Origin of the sequence: Amorphus orientalis, from assembly GCF_030814015.1 — a bacterium.
Classification (GTDB): domain Bacteria; phylum Pseudomonadota; class Alphaproteobacteria; order Rhizobiales; family Amorphaceae; genus Amorphus; species Amorphus orientalis.
Genome location: NZ_JAUSUL010000004.1, coordinates 175,055 through 193,692, shown reverse-complemented (window position 1 = coordinate 193,692; position 18,638 = coordinate 175,055). Strand labels below are relative to the sequence as shown.

The window sequence follows — 18,638 nt, the reverse complement described above, 5'->3', positions numbered from 1 at the left end:
GGTCTGCGCTGCCGCCAAAGCGGAGGCAATTAACCCTTTTTTCAGAACCGTGTTGCCCCGGGCCGGTGCTGTCGTCACCAATTCGTACAGGAACGTCAGTGTGCGGAAGACGGAACCTTCCGGCCCAGCTCTCGTTGAGGAGAGCGATAGGGCTGGGTCCCTCAGCCCGGATTCTGACAATGGACGGAGGCGACGATGGCTGAACCTCAGGCGAAAGCCGCGGAGCAGAGCGCTAAGAAGACCACGGACGACATCTCGCGCGACCTGGACGCGCTGAGGGGGGATCTGTCCAAACTGGCCGACACCGTGCGCACGCTGCTCGGCGAAGAAGCGGACACGGTCCGCACCCGGCTCAACGACCGTGCCGACCGCATGGCGCAGCAGGGCAAGGCCTACCGGGATGCAGCGGTCGACGAGTTCCGCAGCTACGAGCACGAGGCGGAAGCGGCGATCCACCGCAACCCGTTCACCGCGGTTCTGGTCGCGCTGGGTCTCGGCCTGTTCCTCGGCTTCCTCAGCCGCCGATGATCTCGTCGCTTCTCACCGAAGCCACGGCCACCGCGCGCCTCGCCGCGCTGACCACCGTCCGCTCGATCATGCGAACGGTGGTCTTCGCGCTCGCCGCGCTGATGACGGCGTTCGCGATGCTGATCTACCTTGCGAACGCCGCTCACCGCATAATTGCGGAGCGGGCCGATCCGGTCATCGCCGACCTGTCGCTTGCCGGGTTCTTTCTCGTCCTGTTCCTGATCTTCCTGATCGTGCTCAGCCGGCCACGGAGGAGGGTGGTCGTCCGGCGCCCTTTAGATGAACCGCCACCGGCCCAGCCGGTGGCGCGGTCTTCTCCCGGACCGGGTACCCCTCCAGCAGCGCCCGCTGCCTCGTTTCGGCAGAAGATCAACGTTCCGCGCAAGCCGCTCGTGTTCGGCGCCTTGGTGACGGCCTTTGCGGTCGGCTTCGGGATCGCCCGCCGTTAGAGCCTTTTCCGGTCAGGTGGAAACACCTAATCGATTGGAAATGGCTCCAGGTTCAATAGGTTGAGCAATTCCTTCTCGTTCGGATTGATGCAATCTGAACGGGAAGCGCTCCAGGTGGGGCAGTCCTCTTCGAGGTCTTTATTCGACACGGACGGACACGGAATCCGAGCTTCCTTCCGTGTCCAGCACCGTGATGCGGACGGGGCCTGCCCGCTCGACCGGAATGGAGGCCGTGCGGCGATGCGGGGCGACCCGGATCGGCCGTCCGTCGACGAGCCAGACCAGGCGGCTGACCGCGCCGTCCACCTTCACCGACAACGGCTGACGGCTTCCGTCGGGAGCGGCGAGCGAAATCGTGGCTCCGTCCGGCGGATAGGCGATCGAGAGCGGCGCACGGCCGGGCTCGGCATCCGGCGCGCGGGGGTTGCGGAACCGCCGGAGCGGCTCGGGCAGCTCTCCGGTCGACGCCCGCAGGGTGCCCCGCGGGGGGCCGGGCAGCGGCGTGCGCGCCGGCGAGATCCTGGCAAACGCATCGAACAGAAGTGGCGCCGCTGCGGTCCGGCCGGTCAGGCCCGGCACCGGCGCAGAGTCCGGCCGCCCGACCCAGACCGCCACCACATGACGCCCGTCGAACCCGACCGACCAGGCGTCGCGATATCCGTAGGACGTTCCCGTCTTGTAGGCGATCGAACCGCCCCGCGCGTTCTGGGGCGGGGGCGTATCGCTCAACACGTTTGCGACCTGCCACGCGGAGGACCGGTCGAACAGGCGCGCACCGGGCAACGGCTTGGCGTCTCCGGCGCCGCCCGGTTCCGGGCTCGCACTGAGCGCGATCGGGTCACCGCCCCGGGCAAGCGCGGTGTAGAGATGGGTGAGCCCCTCCAGGGTCAGCCCGACGCCGCCCAGGCCGATCGCCAGCGACGGCGCCTCGATCCGCGGCAGTTTCAGGGGCACGCCCGCATCCCGCAGCCGGATCGCCAGCCGGTTCGCGCCGACCACATCGAGCACGGCCACCGCCGGCACGTTCAGCGACTGGGACAGGGCCTCGCGGACAGTGACGGTCCCGTGGAATTCGTCGTCGAAGTTCTCCGGCCGGTAGTCGCCGAACCGGGTCGGCCGGTCTTCGACCAGTGTTTCCGGATGGGCGATGCCGGCTTCAAATGCCAGTCCGTAGATGAACGGTTTTAGTGTCGATCCGGGCGAACGGATCGCCCGGGTCATGTCGATATGGCCCTGGCGCGGAACCGACAGGAAATCGGCCGATCCGACGTGCGCGACGATCTCGCCGCTGTGGTGATCCACCACGAGGATCGCGGTCGACAGATAGGGTCCGAGCTGTTCCACCCGCTCCCGCACCAGTGTCTCGAGTTCGGATTGAAGGCGGCCGTCGAGCGTCGTGCGGTGGATGTCGGAGGCGGGATCGGCGGTGACCAGACGCCTGGCCAGATGCGGTGCGTGCATGGGCACCGGTCGCCGCGCCGTCGGCACCCGCTCGTGCTTGGCGGCATCGGCTTCGGCCTGGCTGATCGCCCCTTCGCCGGCGACCCGGTCGAGGACGCGGTCGCGGGCGGCGCGGGCGCGTTCGGGATAGCGGTCCGGCCGGCGGCTCTCCGGCGCCTGGGGCAGTGCCACCAGAAGGGCGGCCTGACCGAGCGTCAGCCGTGAGGGTTCGCGGCCGAAATAGGCCAGGCTCGCCGCCCGCACACCCTCCAGGTTGCCGCCGAACGGCGCCAGCTGCAGATAGCGCGTCAGGATCTCGTCCTTGGTCAGACGGCGTTCCAGCTGGACTGCCCGGGCCATCTCCAGGAGCTTGCGCGACAAGGTGCGCTCGTGCCGGTTCTCCAGCAGGCGCACCGTCTGCATGGTCAAGGTCGAGCCGCCGGACACGATCTCGCCGGACGTCACGGCCTGCCAGGCGGCGCGCACCATGGCGCGTGGATCCACGCCGAAATGCTGGCGGAAGCGGCCGTCCTCGTAGGCCATCAGAAGCTGGAGATAGCGGTCGTCGACCTCGTCGACTGCGACCGGAAGGCGCCAGCGTCCGGTTTCTGTGGTGAACGGCCTGAGCAGAGCGCCGTCGCGGTCGACCACCATGACCGAGGGCCGACCCTCGGGTTCAAGGGTCGGCGGGTGGCGCCGGTCGAGCTCATAGAGTCCGACCGCCCCTGCGCCCAGAACGATCACACAGGCAGCGGCGCCGGCGATCGCGAACCGGCGCAGCCACTTTCTCCGTCCCGTGGGCCGCGGCGGCGACGTCATCTGACCGGGCGGACCGTCACCGACCCGGGTGCGGTGCGCGCGAAGCGTCCGGCCCGGTACATGTCCTCCACCTGGGCGGCGGGATGGGCGAACGTGCCCGGAGACACCGCCCGCACCATGTAGGCCACGATCATCGGGTCGGTGTCGTTGCCGTAGCGCGAGAAGGCGGCCACGAACCGGTCGTCGCGGAAGCCGAGGTGGGCCGGATTCGCGTCTGTCTGCAGCCACGGGAATGCGGCGAGGTCCGCACTGGTGACGAGGGCGGGATTCTCGATCTCGAATCCGGCCGGCAGAAGGTCGGTGATCAGGAGTTCCGCCGGACGGGCCTCGACCTCATTTGCCGTCAGCACGACGACCAGCCGGTCGTTCTGGGCCACCTGGCGCGGATCCACTCGCTCGCCGTCGAGATTGTAGTAGGTCCGCTCGATGGCGAGCCCGTTGGCAGCGGCCGGCTGCGGCAGGCGCGGGGTTCCCGTCACCGTCACGGCGATCTGCACCGTCTCGGTTCCGGCATTTTCGACGAAGGTGGGCTGGGACCTGAGCTCCGGAACCGACAGGCGCTGATAGAACGCGCCGGACTGCCCGGTGCCGTCGATGCGCAGGTCGAGGCCGTCGGCGTCGTCGTTGAGGGCGTGGGCCGCCATCAGGAGCCATGCCATTTCCTGGGTGGTCTGGCTGTCTCCGTGGGCCTCGTTGGCGACGGCCACGGCCTCGGTGAAGGCGGGCAGACCGCTGACGTCGACGGCCGCTTCCGCGGCCAGCGTCAGGCTGGCGGCGGCGTCGCGGAGCGCCGAGCCGAAGTCGTCCCGGTTCGGATCATCGTCCGTCGATATCGGAGGCAGGGCCCGGGCGGCGGCTGCGAAGGCGCGGTCCGCCCGGCTGCGGTCCCCTGAGAAGGCGACCGCGGCACCCACCTGGGCGCGGGCGAGCGGTGATCCGAAGTCGTCCAGGCGCTCGTCGATATAATAGCGCAGATCGCCGATCGAGGCGCGGCCGTTGCGGGCCAGCACATAGAGCCCGTAGGCGACGTCGGCGCCCTGTCCGCTGCGGAAATCCGACTGGTACGACAACGTGTTCTGGATGTTGTCGAGGGCCAGCGTCATCGGCAGGGCGGGGACGGAATATCCAGCTTCCCGGGCTCGCGTCAGAAAGTCGACCACGTAGGCGTTGAGCCAGAGGTCGCCGCCGATCGGAGACCAGAGCCCGAAGGCGCCGGAGGAGTCCTGATGGGCGAGGACGCGGCGCACCGCCTTGTCGACCCGGCCGCGGATCGCGGGATCGGAGGCGATCCCGACGCTTTCGGCCACCTCGGCGAGGTAGAGGAGCGGCATCGCCCGGCTGGTGGTCTGTTCGACGCAGCCGTAGGGATAGGTGTCCAGCGCCGTCAGAAGGCCGGGTACGTCGATGGGGGCTCCCCGGGTGACGGCGAGGGAGACGACGGCGTCGTCGGGCAGAACGCCCGAGGCGATGCTGGCATCGATGGTGGTCGAGGAGCCAGCCGCGAGCGCCTGCAGGCGCCGCTCGCTCACCGCCGGGGCGGCGGGGCGGACCGGCAGCGTGAAGCTCTGCTCGAAGCGGGCCCCGTCCGGACCGGACAGGGTGGCGGTGATGGTTCCGGTGCCCGGCTCGTCCGCCGACAGCCCGACCTCGATCGAGGCCGTCTCGTCTGCATCGAGGGTGATGGCGGCGGTCGACTGGTCGAGCACGATGGGGCCGTCCGGCTCCAGCGAGAGCGTGTAGTCGCCGGCGGGTCCGTCGACATTGTCGAGATCGAACCGCATCCGGGTTGCGTCGCCGGGCGCAAGGAAGCGCGGCAGGCTGCCGGTCACCACCACCGGATCGCGGACGATCAGGTCGGCGGCGGCATCCCCCACTTTGTCGCGGGTCCAGGCGATCGCCATCAGCTTGAGCGTGCCGTTGAAGGCGGGGATCTCGAACGGAATCTCGGCGGCTCCGTCGGCGCCGACCGTGACGAGGCCGGAGAACAGCGAGACCGGTTGCTGGGTCGGCGGGGCGGCGGCCATGGCGGTGGCGTCTGCCCCGCCGCCGGAGCGGATCCGCCCGCGTATGGCACCCAGCGAATCGATCAGGTCGCCGTAAAGGTCGCGGACCGCCATGCCGAGCTGGCGCTGCCCCAGGAACCAGCCGACCGGGTCGGGCGGCTCGTAGCCGGTGATGTTGAGGATGCCGACATCCACGGCCGCGACCGTGAGATAGGCCTCTTCGCCGGCCTCGATCCCGTCGATGGACACCGGCACGGTCGTCGTGCCGCGCGGTTCCACCGTCTCCGGCAGGTCGAAGGAGACGTCCAGGGTCCGGGCCTGCCTGTCGAGAGACAGCCACTCCAGACCGATCGCCCGCGACGGCATGCGCCCGGCCTCCACGTCCATCGGGCGGTACAGCATCGCGGTGACGTAGGCGCCGGGGCCCCAGGCTTCCTCCACCTCGATATCGACCGAGGTGCCGCCGGCGGGCACGTCGACGGTCTGCATGTGGAGCAGCTGGTCGGAGACGACCGAGATCACGGCCGTGCCGGCGAAGCGCGGATCGAGCCGCACGGTCGCCGTCTCGCCGGGCGAATAGTCGGCCTTGTCGAGACCGACTTCCAGCATGTCGGGCGTGTCCGCCTGGCCCGTCAGGCTCACCCACCCTGCGGTGAAGGTCACGCTGGAGGCGGTCGCTGCGCTGTCGGGGTCGACGATTTCCAGGCGGTAGGTACCCCAGTCGACGGGCACGGAAATCCGCGCCGGATCGCCGGAGGCCAGGTCGATGGTGCCGCTGTCGATCCGCTGGGTCGAGGTGATCGGCTCGTAGCTCCAGTTGGAGCCCTCCCGGTACCACTGGAACCGGCGGTTGACCTTCAGGAGTTCCCACGAGGCGCCGGCGAGATTGGTGCGCCGGAGCGCGGGATCGACCGCGATCACCGCAAAGGACGCGGTGGTCCCCTCGCTCACCTGACCGTTCGAAAACAGCGGCCGGATGCCGATCATCGGCGCGGATGGGGTGACCGCACGGGTCAGCGATTCCTCCACAGCGCGGCCGGAGGCTTCGCGCACGCGCACGGTGATCTCGGCTTCCAGCGGGCGGGTCGTCGCCGGCAGGGTCGGGATGCGCGCCTCGATCGCCGCGCGTCCCTCGGGATCGGTGCGCGGCAGCTCGACCAGCGGCGCGCGCATCGGCGTGACCGGGTCGTCGTCGAGGCCGAAGCTGTAGCCGTCGAACCCGGCGACGGTCTCGGCGGGCCGGACCGCGGTTTCGCCTTCCAACGCCAGTCCGGCGGCCGGGGCGCCGTAGAGATATCGGGCATCGACATCGATGGGCAGTTCACCGCCCTGGTCGACCGGGCCGTCGGGGGCCGAGAGCGTCGCCTCGATCCGTTCGGGAACAAAATCCTCGACCAGGAAGCTGGTCTCGCCGATCGGCGCCGCATTCGGGTCGACATAGGCCGCCACCCGCCAGGTGCCGGTCTGAGCCGACGACAGAAGGTCAATTTCGGCGGTGGAGCCGCCGGCATTATCGTCGGTGAGGACGATGCGGCGGTCTTCCACGCCGTCCGGCCGCCGCACGATCAGGGTCAGCGGCACGTCGACGGCGGCCTCCGCGGTGTCGTGGCGCAGCAGGGCCGTGAGATGGACCGTCTCCCCGCCGCGGTAGATGCCACGCTCGGCGACCACGAACGCATCGAGCGGACCGGGGGCGGGGCGGCCGTCGTCGCCGCGATCGGTGAGTTCGAAGCCGGCCGACGTCAGGTCGAGGAAGGCGTAGTCGCCGGCCGCGGTTTCGGCGACCAGAAGCGCCGGGGTGAGGCCATCGCCCGCATCGGACGCGGCGCGTCCGGGCAGGAAGGCATGGCCGCTGGCGTCGGTCTCCGCCTCGGCCAGGATCTGATCGTTGCGCGCGATCAGCCGGACCGACACGGCTGCGAGCGCATCGGCGGAGGCGATGGAGCGCACGAAGACGTCGACGCCGTCGCTGCCGGACATGGCGGCAAGGCCCAGATCGGAGACCACGAACCACTGGGTTGCCAGGGTGCCGTAGGGCTCGTCGTCCTCGACCGGCTCCGCCGTCATCACGTAGACGCCGGGCTCCAGGGTCCCGATTGCCTCGTCGACCGGAAAGGCGGTGGTGATCTCCTGGTTGAGCTCCATCTCCACGTCCATGGAGCCCGACCAGACCCGTTCGCCGGTTTCGTCGGCGATCCGGTCGACCTCCCAGGAAGAGAGACCGCGCTTGAAGTCGCCGTCGCGGACGGTGCCGACCAGTCCGCGGTCGCCGATCCTGAGCACCTGGATATCGAGCTTGCGGGTGTTCACCGTGGTGACGGGGATTCCGACGGCGCCGCTCTCCGGCAGCACGTAGGACCCGCCGGAGAACCGCGCGGCCGGCGCCTGATCGCGGACATAGACGGAGAACGATGCGGCCCGCTGCAGGCTCTCGCCGACGGTCGAGGGCAGGCCGGCGCGAATGGTCAGGTTGTAGCGCTCGCCATGGGTCAGGCCGTCGAGGCAGAGCTGCTTGTCATCGGCCGAGACGATCGGGTCGCGGATCTCCTCCACGCTCACATATTTCGCGAGATCGGCCGGCGCACCCTGCAGGAGTTCGGAAAACTGGACGCAGATCCGAGGGCTCGCGACGTCGGAGTCCACGGTGTAGTCGACGATCCGGAATCCGTGCTCCTCCCGGAGCGCCTCGTAGCGGTTGCGGGCGTCGGGGTCGTCGACGATGGCGAGGCTCGCCTTGAGCGCCTCGATCGCCGGACGCCACAGGGCCTGGGCCTCGAGCGCCTGGCTCAGGACGTCGAGGGAACTGGCCTGTTCGTCGGGCGTGGTCGAGCGGGTCAGGCCCAGATAGGCGGCGGAGGCGGCGTCCCGGGGAAGCTGCTGCTGCTCGCGCCAGTCGTCGGACTGAACCCCCAGCAGCTGGCGGGCCATGTCGATCCAGGTCCAGGCGGTGCCGTTGGTGAGAGCCTGGGCGGAGGCCGGGGAGAACCGTCCGATGGTCTGGCCGGTGCGCACGGCGGCGAGCGCCTGGGCGCGGAGCCGGGTCGCGTCGCGCACGGTGTCCTCCGGCAGGAAGGTCACGTCCGGCAGCGGCAGCGGATCCACGGTTGCCGTCTGCGTGCCGCTGCGCACCCGGACCTCGCCGGAGATCGCGCCGACATAGCGGCTGCGCTCGCCCACGTCGGACTTCAGGAAGCACCAGCGCGCGCTCTCGTTGTAGGTGAAGGCCTGGCAGGTCTGGTCCGCGAGGCAGGCGGATTCGCAGACGGACAGCGGGATTTCCTTCAGCGTCTGGTAGTCGAAGCCCGGCAGGTCGGTGTCCCGGTAGGTGACGATCTCCCGATCCTGGGCGACCGCGGGCGCGGCGAGGAGGGTCGCTGCCGCGACGAGCGCGAGCTGTCGGATCATGCGGAGGAAGGTGGGCCGAGCCATGGAAGCCTCTCTTTAATTCCGGGCCGCTTCGCCGTTTGCACCGGGGCCAGTCTGACCCGGTCACGATACACCGAGCGGCAACCGTTTTCATGACCCTATTGCGGTTTCGAAACAGTGACGTGGCACACGTGTTGCCGTGTCATCCGCAAATGCGCGATATGGGGCGGCGCACCGAGATCCCCGGGTCACGACCGACGAGAGACCGATGGCACAGCAATCTGCCGATGACGCGGCTGGCGAGGCGGGCCCCGAAAACGCGGAAAGCGCGCCCGCTTCGGGACCTCTCGATCGTCTGCGCGAAAATCTGCGCGAACTCTACTACGGCAATACACCCAGGGCGCGCCGCGTCCGGATGGCGCTGCTGGTGCTCGACGTCGTACTGATCATCTACTTCCTGGCGACGGCGACCTTCGAGCTGAGCCCGGTCTGGCACGCCGTCGACTACGTGATCGGCGCTGCCCTCGTCCTCGACTATCTGGCCCGCATGCTCATCGCCAACCGGCCATGGCGGTTCATGCTGAGCTTCACGGCGATCATGGATCTGATCGTGATCGTCAGCCTGTTCGCGAGCGCCTTCATCGACAATCTCGGCTTCCTGCGCGTGGTGCGCATGCTGAGGCTCTTGCGGTCCTATCATGTCGTCAACGACATGCGGCGCTATTCGAAATGGTTCATCCGCAACGAGGAGGTGATCCAGTCGGCCCTCAACCTGACGGTCTTCGTCTTCCTCGTCACGGCTGTGGTCTTCGTGCTGGAAGACGGCCGCAATCCGCAGATCAACAACTATTTCGATGCGCTCTATTTCACCGTCGCCACGCTCACCACCACAGGCTTCGGCGACATCACCCTGACCGACACCGCCGGCCGCGTACTGGCGGTGCTGATCATGGTGTTCGGGGTCGGACTGTTCCTGCGTCTCGTCCAGACGATCTTCCGCCCCGCCAAGGTCAGCTATCCGTGCCCGGAGTGCGGGCTGAGCCGACACGACCCGGACGCGGTCCACTGCAAGCATTGCGGCGAGACGCTGAACATTCCCACCGAGGGTGACTGGTGAGCCGGCGCGGCCGGCCGGCCGGCCGCTATTGGTTGACGGCGGGCTCGTCGTCGCCCGGTCCGATCGCGCGGATGCACTGATAGGTCTGGAAACCGTCCTCCCAGCGCTTGCGGTCGTCGGCGTCGAGCTGGTCGGGAACCGCCTTCGCGATCTCCGCCTCACAGGCCTCGCGGGTGTCGAAGCTGCCGGCTTGGGTGACGACCCAGGCATTCGGCGCCGCGAACATCTGCACGACCAACGCAGTAACGACCCACATCGCGAATTCCTCCAGATCGGTGAGATGGGAAAGGTTCGACTGGTTCGGCACCCTATTGGTGGCGGCCCCGTCTGGAAACACCCTATTCGGCGGAGGTGCCGTCCCGTTCCGCGAGCGCCGCATCGACCAGCGCGAGCGCTTCCGGCGCATCCCATTCCGCGGGCCCGTTCAGGCTGCCGACATGACAGCCGTTCCCGTCGATCAGAAGGGTGGTCGGCATGCCGTAGGCGAGCCCGTTTTCCTTCAGCGTGTTGAACAGGGTGAGGGTCGGTTCGATGAAGAAGACGAGATCGTCGATGCCGGTTTCCTCGTAGAACTTTTCGGCCCGGCCGTCGGTCTTGGTGTCGACCGAAACCGCCACGACCTGGAAGTCGTCCGATCCGCGCTGGTCCTCGAGGTTGTCGAGGGACGGCATTTCCGCCCGGCAGGGCGCACACCAGGTGGCCCAGAGATTGAGAAGGACGGTCTTTCCGGAGAAATCCGCGAGCGTGACGGGCTCGCCGGCGCCGTTGCGGAAGGACAGACTGCTGAGGTCGGTGGCCTTGTCGGTCGGCGTGAATCCGGCGAGCGTGCCGGTCGCGACCTCCGACAGGCCGGCGGCATTCTCCGCGGCCAACTCACATTCTCCCGCTCTGGCGTTGCCAGAAAAGCCGCCGCTCACGTATACCGCGCCCACCCCGAGCGCGATGCCGGCGACGGTAGCCAGGCCGATGGTCAGGAATCGGCGACGGCGCGCAGGGGACTGGGGGAAATCCGACATGACCCTCGTGATGACTGTCAAACAGGTTCGAAACCGCAGCTAAGGCGATGGTGACATGAGCAACCGGATGTGGGGCGGACGCTTCGAGAGCGCTCCCGACGCCATCATGGAGGAGATCAATGCCTCCATCGACTTCGACAGGACACTGTTCGCCCAGGATATCGCCGGCTCCCGCGCCCATGCCTCAATGCTCATGGCGCAGTCCATCGTCGACCAGAAAGATGGAGAGGCGATCCTCGAAGGTCTAGACCGGATCGAGGCGGAGATCCGCGACGGATCGTTCCAGTTCTCCCGGGCGCTCGAGGACATCCACATGAACGTGGAATCGCGGCTGGCGGAACTGATCGGACCGGCGGCGGGCCGGCTGCACACCGGCCGCTCCCGAAACGATCAGGTCGCGACCGATTTCCGCCTCTGGGTGCGCGATGCCGTCGACGCGATCGAGACCGGGCTGCAGGAGCTTCAGGCCGCCTTCCTCGACCAGGCGGAGGCCCATTCGGCCACCATCATGCCGGGCTTCACCCACCTCCAGACCGCGCAGCCGGTGACCTTCGGGCATCACCTTCTCGCCTATGTGGAGATGATCGGGCGCGACCGCGGTCGCTTCGCCGATGCCCGCGCGCGGCTCAACGAATGTCCGCTCGGTGCGGCCGCCCTTGCCGGCACGGCCTTTCCGATCGACCGGGAAGCGACGGCGGCGGCACTCGGCTTCGACCGTCCGACGGCGAATTCCATCGATTCGGTCTCCGACCGGGATTTCGCGCTGGAGGCGATGTCGGCGGCGACGATCACCGCGCTGCACCTGTCGCGGCTGGCCGAAGAGATCGTGATCTGGTGCTCGGCGCCGTTCTCGTTCGTGACGCTGTCGGACAAGTTCACCACCGGCTCCTCGATCATGCCGCAGAAGCGCAACCCGGACGCGGCCGAGCTGGTGCGGGCCAAGACCGGTCGGATTCTCGGTGCGCTGACCACGCTGGTCACGGTCATGAAGGGGCTGCCGCTGGCCTATTCCAAGGACATGCAGGAGGACAAGGAGCCGGTCTTCGACGCGCTCCCGACGCTGACCCTGTGCGTGGCCGCGATGACCGGCATGGTGCGTGACATCGTTCCCAACGAGAAGGCGATGCGGCGCGCCGCCGGCGGCGGCTATTCGACGGCCACCGACCTTGCCGACTGGCTCGTGCGGGAGGCGGGGCTGCCGTTCCGCGAAGCCCACCACGTCACGGGGCGCGTCGTGGCGATCGCATCGGAGAGCGGCCGCACGCTCGACCAGCTTTCGGTGGAGGAGATGAAGGCGGTCGACGACCGCATCGACGAGCGCGTCAAGGGCGTGCTCTCGGTGGCCAAGTCGGTCGCGAGCCGCACCAGCTACGGCGGCACGGCGCCCAAAAACGTGCGTGCCCAGGTCAAACGCTGGCGGCGGCGCCTTGACCGGGAGGCCGCGTCGGGTCGATCAAGGAAGGCGGACGGACGGTGAGACCGGTCGGCGCCGGAAAGCGGGAGAAGAGCGGTGGTTGAATTCAAGCGGCGGACGGTCGTGGGTGTGGGGATCGCCCTGTGTCTCGCGGTGGGGCTCTCGGCCTGCGGACGCAAGGCCGGCCCCTATGCGCCCCCGCCTCCGACGGCTGCGGAGAATCCCGACCAGCCCTACAAGGAGCCCTGGGGCCAGGGATCGACCCGGAAATTCATCCTCGATCCGATCGTCACGGATCCGCTTCTCTGACATCTCCGGCCGCGGCGCGGTTCCGATCGTGACCGCCCGTCGTCCATCATCGCAATTCGCAAGCCGCTTGCCGGCCGTGGGGAAACGCCCCGGCCGGTCACGGTCTGGTTCCGGAGTTTCCCGGTGCATCATTTCGACTATCGCAATGGCGTTCTGCATGCCGAGGACGTGCCGCTTCCCGAGATCGCGGCGGCAGTGGGCACCCCGTTCTACGTCTATTCGACGGCGACGTTGACCCGCCACCTGACGGTCTTCACCGAGGCGATGGCGGGCCTGCCGGCGCTGGTGTGCTACGCCATGAAGGCGAACTCGAACCAGGCGGTGATCGCCACGCTCGCCCGGCATGGCGCGGGCATGGACGTGGTCTCGGAGGGCGAACTGCGCCGCGCGCTCAAGGCCGGCGTGCCTGCCGAGCGCATCGTCTTTTCGGGCGTCGGCAAGACCGACCACGAAATGGCGGCGGCGCTGGACGCCGGCATCCTCTGCTTCAACGTGGAATCCGAACCCGAACTCGACCGGCTGTCCGCGGTGGCCGTCGAGATGGGGCGGGTCGCGCCGGTCTCCGTGCGCATCAACCCGGACGTCGACCCCAAGACCCACAAGAAGATCGCCACGGGACACCGCGAAACGAAGTTCGGCATTCCCTTCAACGCGGCGCGCGAAGTCTATGCCCGTGCCGCTCGGCTGCCCGGGATCCGCGTGATCGGCGTCGACATGCACATCGGCTCGCAGATCACCGATCTGGAGCCGTTCGACCAGGCCTTTCAGGTGATCGGCGGCCTGGTGGAGGACCTGCGCGCCGACGGCCACACGATCGAGCACGTCGATCTCGGCGGCGGGCTCGGCGTCCCCTATGACGAGACCGAGGCCGATCCGCCGCGGCCGGAGGCCTACGCCGAGGTGATCCGCCGCCACGGCAACCGGTTCGGCTGCTCGATCCTGCTGGAGCCGGGCCGGATGATCGCCGGAAACGCGGGGATCCTGGTCACCCAGGTCATCTTCCGGAAGACCGGAGAGGACAAGGATTTCCTGATCGTCGACGCGGCCATGAACGATCTCGTCCGTCCCACGCTCTACGATGCCTATCACCGCATCGTCGCGGTGGACGAGCGGGTCGCCGCGCGCTCGGCGGTGCGCACCGACGTGGTCGGACCGGTCTGCGAAACCGGCGACTATCTGGCGCTCGACCGGATGCTGCCGGCCGCCGAGCGGGGCGATTTCCTGGCGGTGATGACCGCCGGCGCCTACGGTGCGGTCCAGGCGGGCACCTACAACACCCGCCGGCTGGTGCCGGAGGTGCTGGTGAACGGCGACAAGTTCCACGTCATCCGCCGGCGGCCATCTTACGAAGAGTTGATCGGGCTCGACAGCCTGCCGCCCTGGCTCGACTGACCGGAGCCTGCCCGCAGCGCTCCGAAAGCCTTGACCGATCACGTCCCAGTCTCAATTACCCGACAGACTGACGGATCGCCCCCGATGCGGCGCGGAGCCGGCCCGTGCGTGCGGACCCGGTTCAAACGGATCGTGATCGCGGGGCGGATGACCCTTTGGCACGGCGCATGCTACCGTTCAGTCGCGTGTGGCATGCGGCAACGGGGCGGGGCACAGGCTTGGAGCAGGTATGGCCCGATTGAATGGCACAGCGGACGAGGACAGCGGCGCCGATGCGCGCGATCCGGTCGCGGAGCGCGTCGAACGCCTGATCCGGCAAGCCCGGCTGTCGCTGCTCTGGGAGCGGCTGTGGCCGGCCCTGGCTCTGCCACTCGGGGTGGCAATCCTCTTCCTGTCCGTCTCGTGGCTTGGATTCTGGCTGGTTGCCCCGGTCTGGTTGCACATGGCCGTGCTCGCCATTCTGGGGCTGGGCTTCCTGGCCTCGCTGGTGCCGCTGGCCCGCTTCAACATGCCGACCCGCAATGAGGCGGTGCGCAGGCTGGAGCACCAGTCCGACGTCCCCCACCGTCCGCTCACCGCCTATCGCGACGCGCCGTCCGCCGACCTCGACCCGGCGTCTCGCGCGCTGTGGACGGCGCACCGCACGCGCATGGCAGCAGCGCTCGATCGCGTCTCTGCCCGTCTGCCGTCTCCGCAGCTCTTCCGCCGCGATCCCTATGCCCTGCGCTCGGTCGTCGGCATTCTTCTGTTCATCGGTCTGGCCGCCGGTTCCGGACAATACTGGGAGCGCGTGCGGGCCGCCTTCGTCATGCCCGAGCCGAGTTCGGCCGGTCCCACCCTGCGTCTCGATGCCTGGGTCTCGCCGCCGGCCTATACGGGGATGGCTCCGATCTTCCTCACCGGCGCGAACCGGCCGGCCGATGCGGGCCCGATCCGGGTCCCGGTTGGCAGCGAACTGGTGCTGCGGATTCAGGGCGTCGACGATGTGACCGTCTCGCGGGCGGCCGGAGACGCCACCGAGGCGATCGAGCCGGTCGCCGTCAGCGAGGGGACGACGGGCGATGCCGCGCCCGACGGCCCGCGCGAAGCGACCATCGTTCTGGATTCCGATTCGACGGTGGAGGTGGCCAGCGGCGGCCGGTCCCTGCAGCGCTGGCCGTTCGCGGTGGAGGCCGATGGGGCCCCGGCGATCCGGTTCACCGAGGACCCCACGGCGACGGCGCGCGGCGCGCTCGAGCTGCGCTACCAGACCGAGGATGACTACGGCGTGACCGAGGCCCGGGCCGAATTCCGGCTGGTCGAGCCGCCGTCGGGCATCTCCGCCGAAGAGGATCGCCGGCCGCTGATCGAGGCGCCTGATTTCGCGCTGTCTCTTCCCGGACGCCGGGACGGTCTGGGCGACGCCCGCACGACCCAGGATCTCTCCGGCCATCCCTGGGCCGGTGCGCGCGTCGCGGTGACGCTGGTTGCCACCGACGAGCAGGGCCAGGAAGGGCGAAGCGAAACGCGCCAATTCGTGCTGCCGATGCGGCCGTTCTATCAGCCGTTGGCTCAGGCTCTGATCGAGCAGCGCCGGATCCAGGCCTACGATGCGAACAGCCAGCCGCGGGTGATCGACGCGCTGTCGTCCCTGATGCTCTATCCCGATCCGGTCTTCGCCACCGACGGGCATTTCCTGGCCGTCGATTTCGTCTACCGCCAACTCGTGGCCGCCCGCGACGATGAGGCGTTGCGCAACGTCCTTGATTCGCTCTGGGAGGTCGCGGTCCTGATCGAGGACGGCGAGCTGTCCGACGCCGAGCGCGCCCTCAAGGCAGCCCAGGAGGCGCTTCGGCAGGCATTGCAGAACGGCGCCTCCGACGAGGAGATCTCACGGCTCACCCGGGAACTGCGCGAGGCGATGAACCGCTACATGCGCGAGCTGGCGCAGCAGGCGATGCGCAATCCCCAGTCCATGCAGCAGATGGATCCGAACGCGCAGACCATGACCTCGCAGGATCTCGACCGCATGCTGTCCCAGATCGAGGAACTGGCGAAGTCGGGCGCGCGCGATCAGGCCGAGCAGCTCCTGTCGGAGATGCAGCGCATGATGGAGAACCTGCAGGCCGGCCAGCCCCAGATGATGCCCCAGTCCGGAATGGGGCAGATGGAGCAGATGCTCGACGAGCTGGGCAAGATGATCCAGCGCCAGCAGGAGCTGATGAACGACACCCACCGGCTCGACCGGCAGCGTGGCCAGCAGGGCCAGCAAGGTCAGCAGGGCGAGGGGCAGCAAGGTCAGGACGGCATGAGCCGCAGCCCCCAGGAACTGGCCGACGAGCTGCGCCGCCTGCAGGAGAGCCAGGGCCAGCTCGGGCAGAGCCTGCAGGAGCTCATGGAGCGCCTGCTTGACCAGGGTCTGGAACCGAACCAGCAGCTCGGCGACGCCGGCCAGTCCATGGGCCGCGCCGAAGGCGAACTCGGCCAGGGCCAGCCGGGCGAGGCGATCGGCGATCAGGCGGACGCGCTCGAACAGCTGCGTGAGGGCGCCCAGTCGATGGCGCAGCAGATGGCCGGCGACGGGACCCAGCCCGGCGGTAACCAGCCCGGACAGACGGCCCAGGGCCAGGAACGCGATCCGCTCGGGCGCTTCCGGCGCAACGAAGGGTCGGACATGACGAGCCGGGTGCAGATTCCCGACGAGATCGACGTGCAGCGCGCGCGCCGCATCCTGGAGGAATTGCGCAACCGGCTGAGCGATCCGCAGCGTCCGGCGCTGGAGCTCGACTATCTGGAACGGCTGCTTCCCGGAAACTGACCCGCCGGGTGAGTCCGACGGGGCGCGAGGCCGGGATGCCGCGCGCCCCGATCCGTCTGTCTGCTGCACCTTGATTTGAACCGGGCGCATCCACAGGATTGGGCGATGGCGCGCGCAGGCGATTCGCTTGCCGCGTGTGCCCCTGGAGCCGTTCCCGATCCGGTGTCTCGACCCGACCGGAGCCGGCTCGCCAACTGCCCAGATCTCGCCGGGGAGCCGAAGTGATCCGCTTCGAGAATGTCGGACTTCGCTACGGGATGGGAACCGAGGTCCTGAAGGACGTCAGCTTCCACATTCCGCCGCGCTCCTTCCAGTTCCTGACCGGACCGTCGGGCGCCGGCAAGACGTCGCTGATCCGGCTGATGTTCCTGTCGCTGAAGCCCACGCGCGGGTTCATGAGCGCGTTCGGCAAGGATGTCTCCCGCATCAACCCGGCCGAACTGCCGGCCCTGCGCCGCCGGATCGGGGTCGTCTTCCAGGATTTCCGCCTGCTCGACCATCTCACGACGTTCGACAACGTGGCCCTGCCGTTGCGCGTGACCGGCAAGGAGGAGGCGGACTACCGCACCGACGTGGTCGAGCTTCTGCGCTGGGTCGGCCTCGGGCACCGGATGCACGCCTATCCGCCGATCCTGTCGGGCGGCGAGAAGCAGCGCGCGGCGATCGCGCGCGCCCTCATCACCCAGCCGGAACTGCTTCTGGCCGACGAGCCGACCGGCAACGTCGATCCGCCGCTGGCGCGCCGCCTCCTGCGCCTGTTTCTCGAGCTCAACCGCCTCGGCACCTCCGTCGTGATCGCGACCCACGACATCGGCCTGATGGACCAGGTCGACGCGCGCCGGCTGATCCTGTTCGACGGCCGGCTCGAGATCTCGGAGTAGGCCATGGTGCGGTTGCCCCGTCGCAAGAAGGCCGAGACGGAGGACAATCCGTTCGCCGAGGAGGAGCGCGCTGCCCAGGCCGCGGACGGAGGCGCGGCAGCGAGCGGGCGCACCGGGTCGATTGTCCCGGCGAGCAGCGTCGCCGGACGGGCCCTGACCGTGGTCGTGGCGATCATGACGCTGCTGTCCTGCCTGACGATCGGCGTCGTCAGCCTGGTGACCTCCGCCGCCGGCGACTGGCAGTCGGAGATCGCGCGCGAACTCTCCATCCAGATCCGGCCCATCGACGGACAGGAGATGCTGCCGCGGCTGGAGCAGGCTGTGCGCATCGCCGAAGCGGCGCCGGGGGTAAGGGCGGCCCGGGCGCTGTCCAAGTCCGACAACGACGCGCTCTTGGAGCCCTGGCTCGGCGAAGGGCTCTCCCTCGACGCGCTGCCCGTGCCCCGACTGGTGGTGGTGACCATCTCCGATCCGCGGCAATTGGACACGGCCGCCCTCAAGGCACGGCTGGAAGCGGAAGTGCCCGGGGCCAGCCTCGACGACCACACCATGTGGAGCGGCCAGCTGGCCAGTGTCGCCCGCTCGGTGATCTTCACGGGGGGCGCGGTGGTGGCATTGATGCTGACCGCGCTTGCCTTTTCGATCGTGTTCGCGACCCGGGCGGCGATCGCATCCAACATCCAGGTGATCGAGGTGCTGCATTTCGTCGGCGCGGAGAACAGCTTCGTGGCCCGGGAATTCCAGAAGCATTTTCTGCTGAAAGGGTTTGTCGGGGGCCTGATCGGCGGCGGGGTTGCGCTGGTCCTGTTCGTGGCGCTGGAAATCGTGGCCGGGTCGGCGCGCGGGACGGTCGCCGTGGCCCAGGCCCAGGCACTTCTCGGCCCTCTGGCCATCGGGTACGAGGGCTACGTCGCCACGCTCGGGATCGTATTTGCGGTGGCGATCCTGACGGCGGTGTCCTCGCGCATTGCCGTCTATCGCCATCTGACCAGGCTTGATTGAGCGGCCGCCACCGGGCACCTTGGGACAACAGCCAAGTTTCGCGCAAGAAACGCCTTCTGGCTGCCGCAATCGGGGGTAGTCTGTCGGGCAATGACTGAAGATGTC

Annotated in this window: 13 protein-coding genes; 9 read left to right on the top strand and 4 right to left on the bottom strand. The window is 68.7% G+C overall.

The window, feature by feature from the left end; translation table 11 throughout:
- Positions 1 to 195: 195 nt before the first annotated feature.
- Together J2S73_RS17835 and J2S73_RS17830 are read left to right on the top strand one after the other, a co-directional pair.
- A complete protein-coding gene (locus J2S73_RS17835) occupies positions 196 to 528 on the top strand; it encodes a hypothetical protein (protein ID WP_306887006.1) in 333 nt (110 codons plus the stop codon).
- Entirely contained in the window at positions 525 to 977 is a 453-nt protein-coding gene (locus tag J2S73_RS17830) for a hypothetical protein (protein WP_306887005.1), read from the top strand. The genes J2S73_RS17835 and J2S73_RS17830 overlap by 4 nt, the downstream gene beginning before the upstream one ends.
- A 138-nt stretch (positions 978 to 1,115) precedes the next feature.
- Here the strand turns inward: J2S73_RS17830 and pbpC are convergent, their stop codons facing one another.
- Positions 1,116 to 3,236 carry a penicillin-binding protein 1C gene (pbpC, locus tag J2S73_RS17825; RefSeq protein ID WP_306887004.1) on the bottom strand — a complete coding sequence of 707 codons (2,121 nt, stop codon included), beginning with the start codon at positions 3,234 to 3,236 and terminating at the stop codon, positions 1,116 to 1,118.
- A complete protein-coding gene (locus J2S73_RS17820) occupies positions 3,233 to 8,668 on the bottom strand; it encodes an alpha-2-macroglobulin family protein (RefSeq protein WP_306887003.1) in 5,436 nt (1,811 codons plus the stop codon). Before J2S73_RS17820 ends, pbpC begins: the two co-directional genes overlap by 4 nt.
- Before the next feature lie 205 nt (positions 8,669 to 8,873).
- On the opposite strand from J2S73_RS17820, the gene J2S73_RS17815 reads away from it, so the two are divergent.
- Positions 8,874 to 9,722, top strand: coding sequence for a potassium channel family protein (locus J2S73_RS17815; RefSeq protein WP_306887002.1), 849 nt, complete (start codon positions 8,874 to 8,876; stop codon positions 9,720 to 9,722).
- Positions 9,723 to 9,747: 25 nt separating this feature from the next.
- Here J2S73_RS17815 and J2S73_RS17810 read toward each other — a convergent pair whose 3' ends face one another.
- Both J2S73_RS17810 and tlpA read right to left on the bottom strand, forming a co-directional pair.
- Positions 9,748 to 10,059 carry a hypothetical protein gene (locus J2S73_RS17810; protein WP_306887001.1) on the bottom strand — a complete coding sequence of 104 codons (312 nt, stop codon included), beginning with the start codon at positions 10,057 to 10,059 and terminating at the stop codon, positions 9,748 to 9,750.
- Between the two features lies 1 nt (position 10,060).
- Complete coding sequence (gene tlpA / locus J2S73_RS17805) at positions 10,061 to 10,738, bottom strand: thiol:disulfide interchange protein TlpA (protein ID WP_442320082.1); 678 nt, start codon at positions 10,736 to 10,738, stop codon at positions 10,061 to 10,063.
- A 55-nt stretch (positions 10,739 to 10,793) separates the two neighbouring features.
- Here tlpA and argH point away from each other — a divergent pair, with 55 nt between their 5' ends.
- The 6 genes from argH to J2S73_RS17775 all read left to right on the top strand — a co-directional run bounded on the left by argH (position 10,794) and on the right by J2S73_RS17775 (position 18,533).
- Entirely contained in the window at positions 10,794 to 12,215 is a 1,422-nt protein-coding gene (gene argH / locus J2S73_RS17800) for an argininosuccinate lyase (protein ID WP_306886999.1), read from the top strand.
- Positions 12,216 to 12,248: 33 nt separating this feature from the next.
- Positions 12,249 to 12,461 carry a hypothetical protein gene (locus tag J2S73_RS17795; RefSeq protein ID WP_306886997.1) on the top strand — a complete coding sequence of 71 codons (213 nt, stop codon included), beginning with the start codon at positions 12,249 to 12,251 and terminating at the stop codon, positions 12,459 to 12,461.
- 123 nt (positions 12,462 to 12,584) lie between these two features.
- Positions 12,585 to 13,853 carry a diaminopimelate decarboxylase gene (gene lysA, locus J2S73_RS17790; RefSeq protein ID WP_306886996.1) on the top strand — a complete coding sequence of 423 codons (1,269 nt, stop codon included), beginning with the start codon at positions 12,585 to 12,587 and terminating at the stop codon, positions 13,851 to 13,853.
- 229 nt (positions 13,854 to 14,082) lie between these two features.
- Positions 14,083 to 16,650: a TIGR02302 family protein gene (locus tag J2S73_RS17785; protein WP_306886995.1), complete on the top strand. Its 2,568-nt coding sequence runs from the start codon at positions 14,083 to 14,085 to the stop codon at positions 16,648 to 16,650.
- Between the two features lie 221 nt (positions 16,651 to 16,871).
- Positions 16,872 to 17,531, top strand: coding sequence for a cell division ATP-binding protein FtsE (gene ftsE / locus J2S73_RS17780; RefSeq protein ID WP_306886994.1), 660 nt, complete (start codon positions 16,872 to 16,874; stop codon positions 17,529 to 17,531).
- Between the two features lie 3 nt (positions 17,532 to 17,534).
- Positions 17,535 to 18,533 carry a cell division protein FtsX gene (locus tag J2S73_RS17775; RefSeq protein ID WP_306886993.1) on the top strand — a complete coding sequence of 333 codons (999 nt, stop codon included), beginning with the start codon at positions 17,535 to 17,537 and terminating at the stop codon, positions 18,531 to 18,533.
- Positions 18,534 to 18,638: the final 105 nt, after the last annotated feature.